Source organism: Streptomyces sp. NPDC058751 (assembly GCF_042746485.1).
Lineage (GTDB): Bacteria > Actinomycetota > Actinomycetes > Streptomycetales > Streptomycetaceae > Streptomyces.
In genome coordinates, this window is the sequence record NZ_JBHYPZ010000003.1 from 25,984 (window position 1) to 41,969 (window position 15,986).

Here is a 15,986-nt window from a genome sequence, read left to right on the forward strand (position 1 = left end):
TCTGCGTCCGGACCGTCGCTACTTCATGGGCGTACTCATCGCGTGCTCATCGAGTGCTCATCGCAATCTCGACCTACTTCCAACTCGCGGAATACCAGGGCCGCACGGAGGTCCCGCACGACTCCTCTTACGGTCTCGCCTGCTCGACGGTGAGGCGCAACGCCGCGGTGTCGAGCGGTCCCGGAGCGCGCAGCGCCCGTGGGATCGCCCGGCGGCGGACCGCCAGATCGAGACAGGCCGGAACGGGATGCACGTACGCACCCCGACCAGGCAGCGTACCGCGATGATCGGGGACGCACGCGTCCTCGACCGCCACGATGCGCAGCAAGTCTCTCTTGGCCGCTCGCTCCCGGCACCCCACACAGGTGCGTTCAGGGCATGCGCGGGCTCGCGTCCGGCCAGACACTCTTAAGTCTACCTCCCCGTACCGACCTCACCCCTTTGGGGCATGAATCGAACGGTTGTTGTCGTGATGTAAGCGATGCGCGGGCCGGATCTATTCCCGGCCTATTCCCCGCGCTGCTCGGCGGGCTGCTCCGTGTCCGGACGGATGTCGATCCGCCAGCCCGTGAGGCGGGCGGCGAGGCGGGCGTTCTGGCCCTCCTTGCCGATCGCCAGCGACAGCTGGTAGTCGGGGACCGTCACGCGCGCGGAGCGGGCCGCGAGGTCGACGACCTCGACCTTGGAGACACGGGCCGGGGAGAGTGCGTTGGCCACCATGTCCGCCGGGTCGTCCGACCAGTCGACGATGTCGATCTTCTCGCCGTTCAGTTCGGCCATCACGTTGCGCACCCGGCCGCCCATGGGGCCGATGCAGGCGCCCTTGGCGTTCAGACCGCTGCGGTTGGACCGGACGGCGATCTTCGTGCGGTGACCGGCCTCACGGGCGATGGCGGCGATCTCGACGGAACCGTCGGCGATCTCCGGCACCTCCAGCGCGAAGAGCTTCTTCACGAGGTTGGGGTGCGTACGGGACAGGGTCACGGACGGACCGCGAACGCCCTTGGCCACCCGGACGACGTACGAGCGCAGGCGCAGACCGTGCTCGTAGGTCTCGCCGGGCACCTGCTCCTGCACCGGCAGGATGGCCTCCAGCTTGCCGATGTCCACGAGCACGTTCTTCGGGTCGCGGCCCTGCTGGACCACACCGGTGACGATGTCGCCCTCGCGGCCCGCGTACTCGCCGAGGGTCGCGTCGTCCTCGGCGTCCCGCAGGCGCTGCAGGATGACCTGCTTGGCGGTGGTGGCGGCGATCCGGCCGAACCCCGAGGGGGTGTCGTCGAACTCGCGGGCCTCCTGCCCCTCCTCCAGGTCCTCGGGGTCCTCCTTCGCCCACACGGTCACATGGCCGGTCTCCCGGTCGAGTTTCACGCGCGCGCGCCGGCGGCTTCCCTCGGTGCGGTGGTAGGCGATGAGGAGGGCCGACTCGATCGCCTCGACCAGCAGGTCGAAGGAGATCTCCTTCTCCCGCACCAGACCCCGCAGGGCACTCATGTCGATGTCCACGGCTACGCCTCCTCTTCCTTCTTGTCCTTGCGGTTGAACTCGACCTGGACGCGGGCCTTGGCGATGTCGTCGAAGGCGAGCCGCCTGGCGGTGGGCTTGCGCCCCTTCACGCCGGGCACCTCGACGTCGAGACCGTCGTCCTCGACCCGCAGGATCCTCGCGAGCAGTTCGCCGTCCTCCGCCAGCTGGAACTTCACCAGGCGGTCGGTGGCGCGTACGTAGTGACGGTGCTCCTTGAGCTCGCGCTCGGCACCGGGGGTCCCGACCTCGAGGGTGTACTCACCCGAACCCATCACGTCGGTCTCGTCGAGCTTCGCCGAGAGCGCGCGGCTCACATCGGCGATCGCGTCCAGGTCGGCACCTTCGTCCGAGTCCACGACGACGCGCAGCACACGCTTGCGGCCTACGGACTCCACTTCGATCTCCTCGAGATCGAGGCCCTGGGAGCTCACGAGCGGATCCAGGAGTTCTCGAAGCCTCTCGCTCTGGGTCGTGCTCATCCGGGTGACTCCTCGGCCGCGTGTGCTGTTGTGGGTTGGTCGCGCGTCAGCTCAAAGGGTATCCGGTCGCGGAGGGTGTTGCCGTCCACCGGGAGGGTGCTCCCGCCCGGACGGGTGCCTGCGGAGCTCCCCGGAACCGCGCCGGAGAGAGTTGGAGGAGAGCCGCTGGGACGTGATCGGCCCATGCGCGGGTACCGTGATCACGGGCAGTTCGCCCATACATTCGTACGAGCCCTCCGAGGACGTCTGCCGTGTCGTTCCCCCTGCCGTCGCGCACCCCGTCGGGTCCGCGCCGAAGGACCCTGCTCGCGGCCGCCGCGGGTGCCTTCGCGCTCGCGGGCTGTTCCGCCGCTCCCGAGTCGTCCGACGACACCACCGGCGGGAGCCCCTCGGCCGCGGACCGGGCCCGCGCGCGTGCGGCCCGGGACAGCGTGACGCTCTCCGGCCGGTACACCGCGGTGATCGCCGCCCATCCCGAGCTGGCGGAGCGGCTCGCCCCGCTGCGGGCGGAGGTCGTACGGCACGCGACGGCGTTCGGGGGCGGCAGCGCGGGTGCGTCGGGGTCCCCGTCGGCATCGGCATCGGCGGCCGAGTCCCCGTCCGCGACCGCCTCGGCGTCCGCTTCCGCCTCGGGTTCGGCCTCGGCCGCCGGCTCCGCCGGTGTGCCGGCCCGGCCCAAGGACGCGCTCGCCGATCTCGCCTCGGCCGAACTGGCGCTCGCGGACGAACGGACGCGGGCCCTGGTGGACCTCCCCGGCGAACTCGCCCGGCTGCTCGCCTCCGTGGCGGCGGCCGGAGCGGCCCACGCGTTCCTGCTGACGAAGGCGGCGAAGTGAGCAAGCGGAGCAAGACCGAGGAAGCCGAGCTGAAGGCCCTGCAGGCCGCGCTGGGCGCCGAGCACGCGGCCGTCTACGGCTACGGCGTCGTGGGCGCCCGGATCGGTGAGGCCCGCCGGTCCGACGCCCGGTCGGCGTACGACGCCCACCGGGCGCGGCGGGACGAACTGGCGCGGGCGGTCAAGGACATGGGCGCCGAGCCCGAGGCCGCGTCGGCCGCGTACATGCTGCCCTTCCCGGTGACGGACACCGCGGCGGCCATACGGTTCGCGGCGGAGCTGGAGGAGCGCGTGGCCGCCGTGTACTCCGACCTCGTACGCGCCGCCACCGGTGACCGGCGGCGCACGGCGGCCGGGGCGCTGCGCGAGACCGCCGTCCGCGCGGTGCGCTGGAGCGGCGGGAGCGTAGCCTTCCCTGGGCTCGCAGAGCGGGCGGACGGCCCGTCCGCCACGGCACCCTCGCCGACGTAACGCGACCTGGAAGGGAACATCTCGCGCATGGACTCGCGCATGGCCTTCGAACCGCCGCAGCGCCTCCTCCGGGCGCTCGGCGAGACCCGCCGGAGCGGGCCGGAGGGCGCCGACGAGGCCGACGAGTGGCTGGAGAGCCTGCCCGGACTGGCCCGTGGGGCCGTCGCTCTGCGCGAGCTGACCGTGGAGCGGGTGCAGGCGCCGGGCGGGCGCAGCAGTCTGGTCGTCCTGGTGCGCCGGGCCGACGGGACGCCCGCCGTGCTGAAGCTGGCGCCCGGGCGGGCGCGTCCGGAGGCCGAACGGGCCGCGCTCGCCCACTGGGACGGCCGCGGCGCGGTCCGTCTTCTCGACGCCGATGAACTCCAGGACGTTGTCGGCACCGATGGAGTCCTGCTCCTCGAACGACTGCACCCGGACGTGTCCGTGCGGTCGCTGCCCGAGGCGAAGGCCCTGCTGGAGGCCACGGGGACGCTGCGGCGGCTGTGGGTCGAGCCGCCCGCCGACGCCGTCCTCGAGACCGTGGCGGAGCGGACCGGCCGGCAGGCCGAGGCCATGCGGGCCACGGCTGCGGGGGCGGGGGGTGCCGAGGTCACGGCTCTGGTCGAGGCGGCGCTCGCGGCCCGCGAGGAACTGCTCGTCCAGCCGCCCGAGGCCCTGCTGCTGCACGGCACCTTCCGGCAGAGCAAGGTGCTCGCCGCCGAACGGGTGCCCTGGCTGGCGGTGGGGCCGGACCCGGTGGTCGGCGAGTGCGCGTTCGACCTGGCCCGGCTGGTCCGCGACCGGGTGGAGGACCTGATCGCGTCTCCTTCGGGACCGTCGATCACCCGGCGGCGGATCAAGCGGCTCGCCGAGTCCCTGGACGTGGACCAGGAGCGGCTGCGCGGCTGGACGCTGTTCCGTGCCGTCGAGTCGGGTGTCCGGGCCGGCCGGGTCGGCCGCCTCCAGGACGCCGGACTCCTCCTGGAGTTCGCCGGCTGGCTCTGAACACCGGCCCGGACCACGGATGTGGTGCCGCCGTACGACGGATAGCCGTCCTCGGCGCGCCCCGCGAACCGCGGAGCCGACACGGCGCGGTGCCCCGCGTCCCGGGCGGCGCGGAGCCGCGTCCCAAAGAGCCGGGTGACGTCCTTCGTCGCGTGCGGGACCAGTGGCCCTGTCCCGGGCGGCCGAGGGGGCCGGGCCAGGAGCCGCGTGGCGCCGCGTCCCAAAAACGCCTGAGCGGCGCCCCGCGCCTCCGAAGAGGGGGCGGGACGCCGCTCGAGGTCCTGTCACGCCGTCAGGCGGGCGATCGCCTCGTCGACGGTCAGTTCCTCGCGCTCGCCGGTGCGGCGGTCCTTCAGCTCCAGGACGCCCTCGGCCGAGCGGCGGCCGGCGACGAGGATCTTCGGTACGCCGATGAGCTCCGCGTCGGTGAACTTCACGCCCGGGGAGACGCCGGCACGGTCGTCGACCAGGACGCGGACGCCGGCGGCGCCGAGCCTCTCGGACACGTCGAGCGCCAGCTCGGTCTGGAGGGCCTTGCCCGCCGCGACCACGTGCACGTCGGCCGGGGCGATCTCCTTGGGCCAGCACAGACCCTGCTCGTCGGCCGACTGCTCCGCCAGCGCGGCGACGGCGCGGGAGACGCCGATGCCGTACGAGCCCATGGTCACCCGGACCGGCTTGCCCTGCTGTCCGAGGACGTCGAGGCCGAAGGTGTCGGCGTACTTGCGGCCGAGCTGGAAGATGTGGCCGATCTCGATGGCGCGGTCCAGCTTGAGGCCGGTGCCGCACTTCGGGCAGGGGTCGCCCTCTTCCACCACGACGACGTCCAGGTAGTCGTCGACCTCGAAGTCACGGCCGGCCACGACGTTCTTCACGTGCGTGTCGATCTTGTTGGCGCCGGTGATCCAGGCCGTGCCGGGAGCGACGCGCGGGTCGGCGATGTAGCGGACCTTCTCCAGGCCCTGCGGGCCCACGTAGCCGCGTACGAGGTCGGTGCGGCCCTCGAAGTCCTCGGCCGTGACGAGTTCGACGACGGCCGGGGCGAGGTGCTCGCCCAGCTTGCCGAGGTCGACCTCGCGGTCGCCGGGGACGCCCACGGCCACGATCTCGCCGTCGACCTTGACCAGCAGGTTCTTCAGCGTCGCGGAGGCGGGCACGCCGAGGTGCTCGGCGAGCGTCTCGATGGTCGGGGTGTCGGGGGTGTCCAGCTCCTCGACGGCGCCGTGCTCCTCGGAGACGGGCGTGAGCTTGAAGGTCACGGCCTCCGTGTTGGCGGCGTAGTCGCAGGCGGGGCAGTCCACGAAGGTGTCCTCGCCGGCGGGGGCGGGCGCGAGGAACTCCTCGGAGGCCGAGCCGCCCATGGCGCCGGAGACGGCGGACACGATGCGGTAGTCGAGACCCAGACGCGCGAAGATCTTCTGGTAGGCCTCGCGGTGCAGGCGGTAGGACTCGGCGAGGCCCTCGTCCGTGATGTCGAAGGAGTACGAGTCCTTCATCTGGAACTCGCGGCCGCGCAGCACACCGGCGCGCGGACGGGCCTCGTCCCGGTACTTCGTCTGGATCTGGTAGAGCATGACCGGCAGGTCCTTGTACGAGGCCACCTGGTCCTTCACGATCAGCGTGAAGATCTCCTCGTGGGTCGGACCGAGCAGGTACTCCGCGCCCTTGCGGTCCTTGAGGCGGAAGAGCAGGTCGCCGTACTCCTCCCAGCGGGCCGAGGCCTCGTAGGGCTCCTTGGGCAGCAGGGCCGGCAGGAGCACTTCCTGGGCGCCGATCGCGTCCATCTCCTCGCGGACCACGCGGGAGATGTTGTCGAGGACCTTCTTGCCGAGGGGCAGCCAGGTCCAGATGCCCGCGGCGTTGCGGCGGACGTAGCCGGCGCGGACGAGCAGCTTGTGGTTGAGCGTCTCGGCGTCCGCCGGGTCGTCACGCAATGTCTTGACCATCAAACGGGACATGCGCTGGACCTGGGCCATGATTCTCGACTCCTGCTGCGTAAGGGTGATGCCTGGAGGTTAGCCGGGCAGCGGCCGTCCCCGGAAATCCATTAGGGGTGTCGCGGCGGGAGCGGGGCCCCGGGGAGCGCCTCGGCGGACGCGGGATTCAGGGGCGCCGCAGTGGGAGCGGGGCGCCCATCACGGCGTACGGCTTGGGCGCGCTGGGGAACAGGACCTGCCGTGCGAGGTCCTCGTAGCCGAGGGAGCGGTACAGGCCGCGGGCCGGGCTGTCGGTGTCGATCGCGGAGAGGATCGAGCGGGGTTCGGCGGCCGTGTCCGTGATGCCGGTGATCAGGGTGCGGCCGACCCCCCGGTTCTGGAAGCGGGGGTGGACGTGCAGTTCGGTGATCACGAAGGAGTCGTCGAGCCAGCCGTCGTGGCCCTGGTCGCGCAGATACGGCTCGACGACGGTGGACCACCAGTGCGCGCGGTCGTTGGGCATGCCGTAGACGAATCCCACGAGCCGTCCGTCGACGGTGGTGGCGCCGAGCGCGCGGGCTCCCGGGTACGTGAGGTGGCGCAGCACGATCTGACGGCGTACGGCGATCTCGTCGGCGCCGAGGCCGAAGGCGAGCGCCTGCACGGCGAGCGCCTCGTCGACGCGCGCGGCGAGATCGAGCGGACCGATGACCACGTCGTCGGAGTCGCGGTGGCCGTGGCCGGGAAAGCGCAGCATGCCGGGAGACTACCCGGAGGACCGTGTGACGCGTGAGGTGCCGACGGGCCTGTGCCGGTCGTCAGAACAGGACACTCATGAACGCGCCGGCCTCCTGGAAGCCGACGCGGCGGTACGTCGCCCGGGCCGCCGTGTTGAAGTCGTTGACGTAGAGGCTGACGACCGGGGCGACGTCGGCGAGGGCGTAGCGCAGCACGGCGGCCATGCCGGGGGCCGCGAGTCCCCGGCCGCGGTACTCGGGGGCCACCCACACTCCCTGGATCTGGCAGGCCTCGGCGGTCGCGGCGCCGATCTCCGCCTTGAAGACGACGTTGCCGTCGGGGTCGAGGCGGGCGAAGGAGCGGCCGGAGCCGACGAGTTCCGCGACCCTGGCCTGGTAGAGCAGGCCGCCGTCGCCGGCCAGCGGGGAGACGCCGACCTCCTCGGTGAACATGGCGACGCAGGCCGGCATGATCGTCTCCATCTCGTCCTTGCGGATGCGGCGGACGTACGGATCCGGGGTGACGTCGGCGGGCAGCCGGTCGGTGACCATCAGCGGCTGGTGGGCGCGGATCTCCCGGGCGGGGCCCCAGCTCGGTTCGAGCAGCCGCCACAGCTGGGCGGTGGATTCGGCGGGGCCGACGATCGAGGAGCAGCGGCGGCCGCTCCTGCGGGCCCGGTCGGCGAAGCCGCGCACGGCGCGCGGGGTGGCGCAGATCGGGACGAGGTTGGCGCCCGCGTAGCAGAGGGACTGCAGCATGCCGTCCTCGTACCAGCCCCACATCTCGCCGCCGAGCCGCCACGGGTCGAGCCCGGCGACCTGTACTCGGGAGGTGACGAAGGCGTTCGCCACCGGCTCGCGGCCGAGGACGGCGAGCGCGGCGTCCAGGTCACTCGGTTCGAGGACCCTGGTGGTGGTCTGGGTCAACACGTACGGGGGCCTCACCCTGGGATCTGCTGATCTCCGCACTGTACCTGGCGTGGTTGTGCCTCGCTTGGTCCTCTGGCCGGACTGGGAAGCAGGGCCACGGGGGCGGAGCCCGGTGTGGTCGCCAGGGTGCGGATCGTGGGGGCTGGGCGCGCAGTTCCCCGCGCCCCTGGGTGGCTCCGCCCGGCCGGGGTTCGAAAGGGAACCTTGTTTTCTGCGGCTGCCGGGGCGGGGCCCGGTGTGGTCACCCGGGTGCAGGTCACGGGGGCTGGGCGCGCAGTTCCCCGCGCCCCTGGCATCCCGGCCGGGGTTCCAAGGTGTGGCCTCGTGCCTGCGGCCGGGCGTTCACCCGGCCGCAGGCGGCGGGGTCAGCCCGCCACGGAGATCGTGGGCTCGCCGGAGGCGACTCCGTCGGCCTCCATCTGCTCGGCGAGCTTCATCGCCTCTTCGATCAGGGTCTCCACGATCTTCGACTCGGGGACGGTCTTGATGACCTCTCCCTTGACGAAGATCTGCCCCTTGCCGTTGCCGGAGGCGACGCCGAGGTCGGCCTCGCGGGCCTCGCCGGGACCGTTGACGACACAGCCCATGACGGCGACGCGGAGCGGGACCTCCATGCCGGTGAGACCGGCGGTCACCTCTTCGGCGAGCTTGTAGACGTCGACCTGGGCACGGCCGCAGGACGGGCAGGAGACGATCTCCAGGCCGCGCTGGCGCAGGTTCAGCGACTGGAGGATCTGCAGGCCGACCTTGACCTCCTCGACCGGCGGGGCCGACAGGGAGACCCGGATGGTGTCGCCGATGCCCTCGGAGAGCAGGGCGCCGAAGGCGACGGCCGACTTGATGGTGCCCTGGAAGGCGGGGCCGGCCTCGGTCACGCCGAGGTGCAGCGGGTAGTCGCAGGCGGCGGCGAGCTGGCGGTAGGCGTTGACCATGACGACCGGGTCGTTGTGCTTGACCGAGATCTTGATGTCGTGGAAGTCGTGCTCCTCGAAGAGGGACGCCTCCCACAGCGCGGACTCGACGAGCGCCTCGGGCGTCGCCTTGCCGTACTTCTGGAGCAGCCGCTTGTCGAGGGAGCCGGCGTTGACGCCGATGCGGATCGGGGTGCCGGTGTCCTTCGCGGCCCGCGCGATCTCCTTGACCTGGTCGTCGAACTGCTTGATGTTGCCGGGGTTGACGCGCACGGCCGCGCAGCCGGCTTCGATCGCCGCGAAGACGTACTTCGGCTGGAAGTGGATGTCCGCGATGACGGGGATCTGGGACTTCTTGGCGATCGTGGCGAGCGCGTCGGCGTCGTCCTGGGTGGGACAGGCGACCCGCACGATCTGGCAGCCGGAGGCGGTCAGCTCGGCGATCTGCTGGAGCGTGGCGCCGATGTCCGACGTACGCGTGGTCGTCATCGACTGCACCGAGACGGGTGCGTCTCCGCCCACGGCGACGGTCCCGACCTGGATCTGCCGGGTCTTGCGGCGCTCGGCCAGCTTGGTCGGAACGGACGGCATGCCGAGAGAAATCGCAGTCATCTGCTGTGCAACCCCAAGTTGTGGATCAAGGTCCCGGAAATCATGGGCTCCGGGGTTCGAGATTATGGTACGGGCGCACCGCCAAGCGCACCGCGCCCCCGGCGTTCAAACCCGCTGAACGGAAGATGGCCGGACACCCGAGGTGCCCGGCCATCACCAATGCGGTACGGCTATGAGATTTTCACGGGATTTACGACGTCCGCGATGAGGACGAGGATCGTGAAGCAGACGAAGATCCCCGCCACCACGTAGGCCACCGGCATCAGCTTCGCCACGTCGAACGGGCCCGGGTCCGGGCGCCGCAGCACGCGGGCGACGTTCCGCCGCAGGGACTCCCACAGGGCACCCGCGATGTGCCCGCCGTCGAGCGGGAGCAGCGGGAGCATGTTGAACAGGAACAGGGAGAGGTTGAACCCGGCGACGAGCAGGAGCATCATCGCGACCTGCTGCGAGGCGGGGATGTCCAGGGTGAAGACGTCGCCGCCGATACGGGCCGCACCGACCACGCCCATCGGGGAGTCGGCCTTGCGCGGGCCGTCACCGAAGGCCGCGTCCCAGAGGTCGGGAACCTTGGCGGGCAGCGCGACCAGGGACTCGACGCCGTTCTGCATCATGTCGCCCATGCGGTCCACGGACTGGCCGAAGGACTGCTCGACGATGCCGGAGGCGGGCGTGAAGCCGAGGAAGCCGGCGTACACGTACTTGCCCTCGACATAGCCGCCGTTGCCGTCGGTCTTGCTCACCTGGTTCTTGATCAGGTGAGCCTTCAGGTCGATCTGCCGCCCCGCGCGCTCGACGGTGATCGTGACGTCCTTGCCGGGGTTGGACCGGATGTCGGCCTGGAGGGCCGCCCAGTCGCCGACCTTCTCGCCGTCGAACGCGACGATCTTGTCACCGCCCCGGAGCCCGGCGGCCTTGGCCGGCGCCGCCTGGTCGTCCTTCGCGCACTTCGTGCGGTTCTCGCTCTGCTGGATGACGCAGTCGGAGACCTTGCCGACCGTGGTGGTCTGGGTCTGGATGCCGAACGTCATCATCACGCCGAGGAAGATCGCGACGGCGAGGACGAGGTTCATGAAGGGACCGGCGAACATCACGATCACGCGCTTCCACGGCTTGCGCGTGTAGAAGAGGCGGGTCTCGTCCCCGGGCCTCAGTTCCTCGAAGGCGGCCGACCGGGCGTCCTCGATCATGCCCCGGAACGGGGAGGTCGAGCGGGCCTCGATCCGGCCGTCCGGGCCGGGCGGGAACATCCCGATCATGCGGATGTAGCCGCCGAGCGGAACGGCCTTGATGCCGTACTCCGTCTCGCCCTTCCTGCGCGACCAGATGGTCGGGCCGAAGCCCACCATGTACTGCGGGACCCGGATGCCGAAGAGCTTGGCGGTCGACAGATGTCCCAGCTCGTGCCACGCGATCGAGATCAGCAGGCCGATCACGAAGACGACTATGCCGAGGATCATCATCAGGGTCGTCATGCACGAGCCTCCGCGATTGTCGTCTGTGCCGTCAGTTCACGGGCCCGGGCCCGTGCCCAGGTCTCCGCTTCGAGGACGTCCGCGACGGTCAGGGAAGTTCCCGTACGCGGTGTGCCGTGTTCCTCGACGACCCGGGTGACGGTCTCCATGATCCCGTTGAACGGCAGCGAACCGTTCAGGAACGCGTCCACGCACTCCTCGTTGGCGGCATTGAACACCGCCGGGGCCGTGCCCGCGAGCCGCCCCACGTGCCGGGCGAGTCCCACCGACGGGAAGGCCTCGTCGTCGAGGGGGAAGAACTCCCAGGTCGACGCCTTCGTCCAGTCGAAGGCGGGAGCCGCGTCCGGGACGCGCTCGGGCCAGCCGATACCGATGGCGATGGGCCCCCGCATGTCGGGGGGCGTCGCCTGGGCCATCGTCGAGCCGTCCGTGAATTCCACCATCGAGTGGACATACGACTGCGGGTGCACGACCACCTCAATGCGGTCGAAGGGAATGTCGTAGAGGAGGTGCGCCTCGATGACTTCCAGCCCCTTGTTCACCAGGGTCGCGGAGTTGACCGTGATGACCGGGCCCATGGCCCAGGTGGGGTGCGCGAGGGCGTCGGCCGGCTTCACGTCCGCCAGCTCCGCCTTCGTACGGCCCCGGAACGGGCCCCCGGAGGCGGTCACCACGAGTTTGCGCACGTCCGCGCGCGTGCCGGAGGCCAGCGCCTGGAAGAGGGCCGCGTGCTCGGAGTCGACCGGGATGATCTGGCCCGGCTTCGCCAGCGCCTTCACCAGCGGGCCGCCGACGATGAGCGACTCCTTGTTGGCGAGCGCGAGGGTGCGGCCCGCCTCCAGCGCGGCGAGGGTGGGCGCGAGGCCGATGGAGCCGGTGATGCCGTTGAGGACGGTGTGGCAGTCCGACGCGGCGACCTGGGTGGCCGCGTCGGGTCCCGCGAGGATCTCGGGAAGGGTCTCGCCGGGCGCGTACCGGGCCGCGAGGGCCTCCCTGAGCTCCGGAACGGCCTCCTCGCGCGCCACGGCGACCGTCCGCACCCGCAGCAGGTGGGCCTGCTCGGCGAGCAGGTCGGTCCTGCCGCCGGCGGCGGACAGCGCGGTGACCCGGAACCGGTCGGGGTTGCGCAGCACGAGGTCGATGGCCTGGGTGCCGATCGAGCCGGTGGATCCGAGGATCACGACATCCCGGACTCCGTTCACGGGGTCGAAGACGAGATGCGGATCAGCGAGGGGGGCTGGACTGTCGCTCATCCCCCCATTGTGGCCGCATCCCGTCCGCCGGAAGACAGGGCGTCCCTCATTCCCGCCGTCACTCCCCGTGCCCGGCGGTGTCCGGGCGTGTCGGGGGCGTGTCGGGGGCGTGTCGGGGGTGCCGTGGCGCGGGACCGTGGCCGGGCACGGACACGGGGGCGGGCACGGGCACGGGGGCGGCCGCGGCCGGGGGGCCCGGACCCGGGGGCGTGCGGGTGCCCGCCGGGGCCGGGGTGCGGCCGGCCCGCCGGTCAGCGGGCCGGCCCCCACGGCGCGGGCGGGGACGGACGCCCCGCCCGGGCGGCCGTCAGCGGACGGGACGGTGCACGTTCTCCCGGGTGCTCTCGCCCGGAGTGGCGTCGGCGATCCAGGGACCGTCGCCCGAGGGGTCGAGGACGCCCTCCTCCAGCCAGGTGTAGGTGCCGGACAGGACGCCCTTGACGACCTTGCGGTCGAGGTCGTCGGTGTTGGTCCACAGGCGTCCGAAGAGTTCCTCGACGCGGATGCGGGACTGACGGCAGAAGGCGTCGGCGAGCTGGTACGCCTCGCGCCCGTGATCGCCCTGGGTGCGCAGGAGTTCGGCCCGCACGCAGGCCGCGCTCATCGCGAAGAGCTCCGCGCCGATGTCGACGATCCGGCCCAGGAAGCCCTGCTTGGTCTCCATGCGGCCCTGCCAGCGCGACATCGCGTAGAAGGTGGACCGGGCGAGCTTGCGGGCGTTGCGCTCGACGTACCGCAGGTGCGTGGAGAGGTCCACCTCGTGGTGGAACTCGCCGTACGAGCGCGGGAGCTGGCCGGCTCCCGCGACCAGCTTCGGCAGCCACTTGGCGTAGAAGACACCGGCGTTCGCGCCCGCCTTCGCCTTCTCCTGGAGGGACTTGTCGGGGTCGATGAGGTCACCGGCCACCGAGAGGTGGGCGTCGACGGCCTCCCGGGCGATCAGCAGGTGCATGATCTCCGTGGAGCCCTCGAAGATGCGGTTGATGCGCAGGTCGCGCAGGAGTTGCTCGGCGGGGACCGCGCGCTCGCCGCGGGCCGCCAGCGACTCGGCCGTCTCGAAGCCCCGGCCGCCGCGGATCTGGACCAGTTCGTCGGCCATCAGACAGGCCATCTCGGAGCCGTACAGCTTGGCGAGGGCGGCCTCGATGCGGATGTCGTTGCGGTTCTCGTCGGCCATCTGCGAGGACAGGTCGAGCACGGCCTCCAGCGCGAAGGTGGTGGCGGCGATGAAGGAGATCTTGGAGCCGACGGCCTCGTGGTGGGCGACCGGCTTGCCCCACTGCTCGCGCACCGCCGACCACTCACGGGCGATCTTCAGGCACCACTTGCCCGCGCCCACGCACATCGCGGGCAGCGAGAGGCGGCCGGTGTTGAGGGTGGTGAGGGCGATCTTCAGGCCCGCCCCCTCGGGTCCGATGCGGTTGGCGGCCGGCACCCGCACCCGGTGGAAGCGGGTGACGCCGTTCTCCAGGCCGCGCAGGCCCATGAACGCGTTGCGGTGCTCGACCGTGACGCCCTCCGAGGCGGCCTCCACCACGAAGGCCGTGATGCCGCCCTTGTGGTCCTCGGACTTCGGGACGCGCGCCATGACGACGAGGAGGTCCGCGACGACGCCGTTGGTCGTCCAGAGCTTCACCCCGTCGAGGACGTAGTCGTCGCCGTCCGGTACGGCGGTCGTGGCGAGCCGCGCCGGGTCGGAGCCGACGTCCGGCTCGGTGAGCAGGAAGGCGGAGATGTCGGTGCGGGCGCAGCGCGGCAGGAAGGCGTCCCGCTGCTCCTGGGTGCCGAAGAGTTTCAGCGGCTGGGGCACGCCGATCGACTGGTGGGCCGAGAGCAGCGCGCCGAGCGCCGGGTTCACGGAGCCGACCAGCGCGAGGGCCTTGTTGTAGTACACCTGGGTGAGACCGAGGCCGCCGTACTTGGTGTCGATCTTCATGCCGAGGGCGCCGAGTTCCTTGAGCCCGGTGATGGTCTCGTCCGGGATCCGTGCCTCGCGCTCGATCCGGGCGGAGTCGATCTTCGTCTCGCAGAAGTCCCGCAGTTTGGCCAGGAACTCCTCGCCGCGCAGCGTGTCCTCGTCGGCAGGGAGCGGGTGGGGGTGGATCAGGTCGAGCCGGAAGCGGCCGAGGAAGAGCTCCTTGGCGAAACTGGGCTTGCGCCAGTCCTGTTCGCGTGCGGCCTCGGCGACCTGTCGGGCCTCACGTTCGGTGACTGTGGGCTTGTGGGGTGTGGCGGACATGAGGCTCACCTCGCCGCGAATAGGGATCTTGGGACAGTTCGTTACCGACCGGTTCTACTCGATCGTATTTACCCGATTCCGGATGACCCCACCAGTCCTCGCGCAGCGTTCCGCGCCATGGGCTTCGCCCGCAGGACGGTCACCGGCGTTGCGCCACAAGGCCGCTCCGGGGGCCGGACGGGGGACGGCCGGGTGCGCCGGACGGGGGACGGCCGGGTGCGCCGGACGGGGGAAGCTCCGCACGGCCACCGGGAGACCGCCCCGCGCCCGGGACACCGACGGCACCACGCCCGGAACATCACCGCCGCACGACGGGCGGGAATTCACTGTCGAAGCGCTTCGACAGCCTATGGACACGATTCCTTCACCGGGCTAGTGTCGAGCCACCCTCATTCGCCCCTATCGGTACCGCGCGCACTGTCGAAGCGCTTCACAAAGCTGGGAGAGCTGGATGGTCACCCTCGCCGAGGTCGCCCAGCACGCCGGAGTCTCGGCGAGCACGGTGAGCTATGTCCTCAGCGGCAAGCGGTCCATCTCCACGAGCACCCGCCAGCGGGTCGAGCGGAGCATCCAGGAACTCGGCTACCACCCGAACGCGGGCGCCCGCGCCCTGGCGAGCAGCCGGTCCAACATCATCGCGCTGATGGTCCCGCTGCGCACCGACATGTACGTACCCGTGATGATGGAGATCGCCATCGCGGTGGCCACGAACGCCAGGACCCACGGTTACGACGTCCTGCTGCTCACCGGCGAGGAGGGGCCCGACGCGGTGCGCCGGGTCACCGGCAGCGGGCTCGCCGACGCGATGATCCTGATGGACGTCGAACTCGACGACGAGCGGCTCCCGTTGCTGCGCGAGACGGACCAGCCCTCCGTGCTCATCGGTCTCCCCGCCGACACCAGCGGCCTGACCTGCGTCGACCTCGACTTCGGGGCGACGGGCGCGCTGTGCGCCGAGCACCTGGCGCTGCTCGGCCACCGTGACATCGCTGTCATCGGCGAGGCGCCCGCCGTCTACGAGCGGCACACCGGCTTCGCCGAGCGGACCCTCGACGGGCTCCGTTCCCGCTCGCGGGAGCTGGGGCTGCGCGTGCTGCACCGGCCCTGCGAGGGCGGCTACGACGCGATGGCCCTCACCCTCGCCCGCATCCTCGACGAACGCCCGGGCACCACGGGCTTCGTCGTGCAGAACGAGTCGGCGGTCGAACCGCTGCTGGCACTGCTGCGCCAGAAGGGCCGTGCCGTGCCCGAGGACGTCTCGGTGATCGCGATCTGCCCGGAGCAGGTCGCCACCCAGGCCTCGGTGCGGCTGACCTCGGTCGCCATCCCCGCGCAGGACATGGGCCGCCATGCCGTCGAGCGTCTGATCGCCAAGCTCGAAGGACGCGGCGAGGACGAAGTCGTACTGATCGCCCCGGAGCTGACGGTACGGGCGAGCACGGGGCCGGCACCGGCCGCTCCCTGAGCCGGTCTCCCCAGGGGCGCGGCCGTGACGGTGGACGCGCCGCTGGACCGGATCCCGCTGTTCCTGCGGGACGGGGCACGGCTGCCCGTGGCCGGCCAGGACACTCCCCCCGGCAGGTGCGGCCGGCCCCCACGGGGACCGGCCGCACCACG

The 15,986-nt window shown here is 71.5% G+C and carries 14 protein-coding genes; 4 read left to right on the forward strand and 10 right to left on the reverse strand.

Features of this window, described 5'->3' with window-relative positions:
• Window positions 1-127: 127 nt before the first annotated feature.
• The 3 genes from ACFW6B_RS03855 to rimP all read right to left on the reverse strand — a co-directional run bounded on the left by ACFW6B_RS03855 (window position 128) and on the right by rimP (window position 2,006).
• Window positions 128-406: a YlxR family protein gene (locus ACFW6B_RS03855; RefSeq protein ID WP_386591741.1), complete on the reverse strand. Its 279-nt coding sequence runs from the start codon at window positions 404-406 to the stop codon at window positions 128-130.
• Between the two features lie 101 nt (window positions 407-507).
• A complete protein-coding gene (gene nusA / locus ACFW6B_RS03860; RefSeq protein WP_037626182.1) occupies window positions 508-1,506 on the reverse strand; it encodes a transcription termination factor NusA in 999 nt (332 codons plus the stop codon).
• 2 nt (window positions 1,507-1,508) lie between these two features.
• Complete coding sequence (gene rimP / locus ACFW6B_RS03865) at window positions 1,509-2,006, reverse strand: ribosome maturation factor RimP (protein ID WP_386591742.1); 498 nt, start codon at window positions 2,004-2,006, stop codon at window positions 1,509-1,511.
• 251 nt (window positions 2,007-2,257) lie between these two features.
• Here rimP and ACFW6B_RS03870 point away from each other — a divergent pair, with 251 nt between their 5' ends.
• Genes ACFW6B_RS03870 through ACFW6B_RS03880 form a run of 3 tightly spaced genes read left to right on the forward strand, consistent with a single transcriptional unit; the run spans window position 2,258 to window position 4,296 of the window.
• The gene (locus ACFW6B_RS03870; protein WP_386591743.1) at window positions 2,258-2,842 is read left to right on the forward strand and encodes a hypothetical protein; all 585 of its coding nucleotides are present in this window, start codon (window positions 2,258-2,260) and stop codon (window positions 2,840-2,842) included.
• Window positions 2,839-3,312, forward strand: coding sequence for a ferritin-like domain-containing protein (locus ACFW6B_RS03875; protein WP_386591744.1), 474 nt, complete (start codon window positions 2,839-2,841; stop codon window positions 3,310-3,312). The genes ACFW6B_RS03870 and ACFW6B_RS03875 overlap by 4 nt, the downstream gene beginning before the upstream one ends.
• A gap of 39 nt (window positions 3,313-3,351) precedes the next feature.
• Window positions 3,352-4,296, forward strand: a complete 945-nt coding sequence (locus tag ACFW6B_RS03880; protein ID WP_386592170.1) for an aminoglycoside phosphotransferase family protein — start codon at window positions 3,352-3,354, stop codon at window positions 4,294-4,296.
• Window positions 4,297-4,580: 284 nt separating this feature from the next.
• Here ACFW6B_RS03880 and ACFW6B_RS03885 read toward each other — a convergent pair whose 3' ends face one another.
• The 7 genes from ACFW6B_RS03885 to ACFW6B_RS03915 all read right to left on the reverse strand — a co-directional run bounded on the left by ACFW6B_RS03885 (window position 4,581) and on the right by ACFW6B_RS03915 (window position 14,369).
• Window positions 4,581-6,272, reverse strand: a complete 1,692-nt coding sequence (locus ACFW6B_RS03885) for a proline--tRNA ligase (protein WP_386591745.1) — start codon at window positions 6,270-6,272, stop codon at window positions 4,581-4,583.
• Between the two features lie 127 nt (window positions 6,273-6,399).
• A complete protein-coding gene (locus ACFW6B_RS03890) occupies window positions 6,400-6,969 on the reverse strand; it encodes a GNAT family N-acetyltransferase (protein WP_386591746.1) in 570 nt (189 codons plus the stop codon).
• Between the two features lie 61 nt (window positions 6,970-7,030).
• Window positions 7,031-7,879 carry a GNAT family N-acetyltransferase gene (locus tag ACFW6B_RS03895; RefSeq protein WP_386591747.1) on the reverse strand — a complete coding sequence of 283 codons (849 nt, stop codon included), beginning with the start codon at window positions 7,877-7,879 and terminating at the stop codon, window positions 7,031-7,033.
• Window positions 7,880-8,244: 365 nt separating this feature from the next.
• Entirely contained in the window at window positions 8,245-9,402 is a 1,158-nt protein-coding gene (ispG, locus tag ACFW6B_RS03900; protein WP_103552208.1) for a flavodoxin-dependent (E)-4-hydroxy-3-methylbut-2-enyl-diphosphate synthase, read from the reverse strand.
• A 170-nt stretch (window positions 9,403-9,572) separates the two neighbouring features.
• Window positions 9,573-10,877: a M50 family metallopeptidase gene (locus ACFW6B_RS03905; protein ID WP_386591749.1), complete on the reverse strand. Its 1,305-nt coding sequence runs from the start codon at window positions 10,875-10,877 to the stop codon at window positions 9,573-9,575.
• Window positions 10,874-12,130, reverse strand: coding sequence for a 1-deoxy-D-xylulose-5-phosphate reductoisomerase (dxr, locus tag ACFW6B_RS03910; protein ID WP_386591750.1), 1,257 nt, complete (start codon window positions 12,128-12,130; stop codon window positions 10,874-10,876). Before dxr ends, ACFW6B_RS03905 begins: the two co-directional genes overlap by 4 nt.
• Before the next feature lie 307 nt (window positions 12,131-12,437).
• Window positions 12,438-14,369, reverse strand: coding sequence for an acyl-CoA dehydrogenase family protein (locus ACFW6B_RS03915; RefSeq protein ID WP_386591751.1), 1,932 nt, complete (start codon window positions 14,367-14,369; stop codon window positions 12,438-12,440).
• A gap of 451 nt (window positions 14,370-14,820) precedes the next feature.
• On the opposite strand from ACFW6B_RS03915, the gene ACFW6B_RS03920 reads away from it, so the two are divergent.
• Window positions 14,821-15,834, forward strand: a complete 1,014-nt coding sequence (locus tag ACFW6B_RS03920) for a LacI family DNA-binding transcriptional regulator (RefSeq protein ID WP_386591752.1) — start codon at window positions 14,821-14,823, stop codon at window positions 15,832-15,834.
• The last annotated feature ends 152 nt before the right edge of the window (window positions 15,835-15,986 follow it).

Excerpts from the sequence above, each read along its gene's own strand:
- rimP (WP_386591742.1), bottom strand. The coding sequence starts at position 2,006 with ATGAGCACGACCCAGAGCGAGAGGCTTCGAGAACTCCTGGATCCGCTC.
- ACFW6B_RS03880 (WP_386592170.1), top strand. The coding sequence starts at position 3,352 with ATGGCCTTCGAACCGCCGCAGCGCCTCCTCCGGGCGCTCGGCGAGACC.
- ispG (WP_103552208.1), bottom strand. The coding sequence starts at position 9,402 with ATGACTGCGATTTCTCTCGGCATGCCGTCCGTTCCGACCAAGCTGGCC.
- dxr (WP_386591750.1), bottom strand. The coding sequence starts at position 12,130 with ATGAGCGACAGTCCAGCCCCCCTCGCTGATCCGCATCTCGTCTTCGAC.
- ACFW6B_RS03920 (WP_386591752.1), top strand. The coding sequence starts at position 14,821 with ATGGTCACCCTCGCCGAGGTCGCCCAGCACGCCGGAGTCTCGGCGAGC.
- ACFW6B_RS03905 (WP_386591749.1), bottom strand. The coding sequence starts at position 10,877 with ATGACGACCCTGATGATGATCCTCGGCATAGTCGTCTTCGTGATCGGC.
- ACFW6B_RS03885 (WP_386591745.1), bottom strand. The coding sequence starts at position 6,272 with ATGGCCCAGGTCCAGCGCATGTCCCGTTTGATGGTCAAGACATTGCGT.
- ACFW6B_RS03890 (WP_386591746.1), bottom strand. The coding sequence starts at position 6,969 with ATGCTGCGCTTTCCCGGCCACGGCCACCGCGACTCCGACGACGTGGTC.
- ACFW6B_RS03915 (WP_386591751.1), bottom strand. The coding sequence starts at position 14,369 with ATGTCCGCCACACCCCACAAGCCCACAGTCACCGAACGTGAGGCCCGA.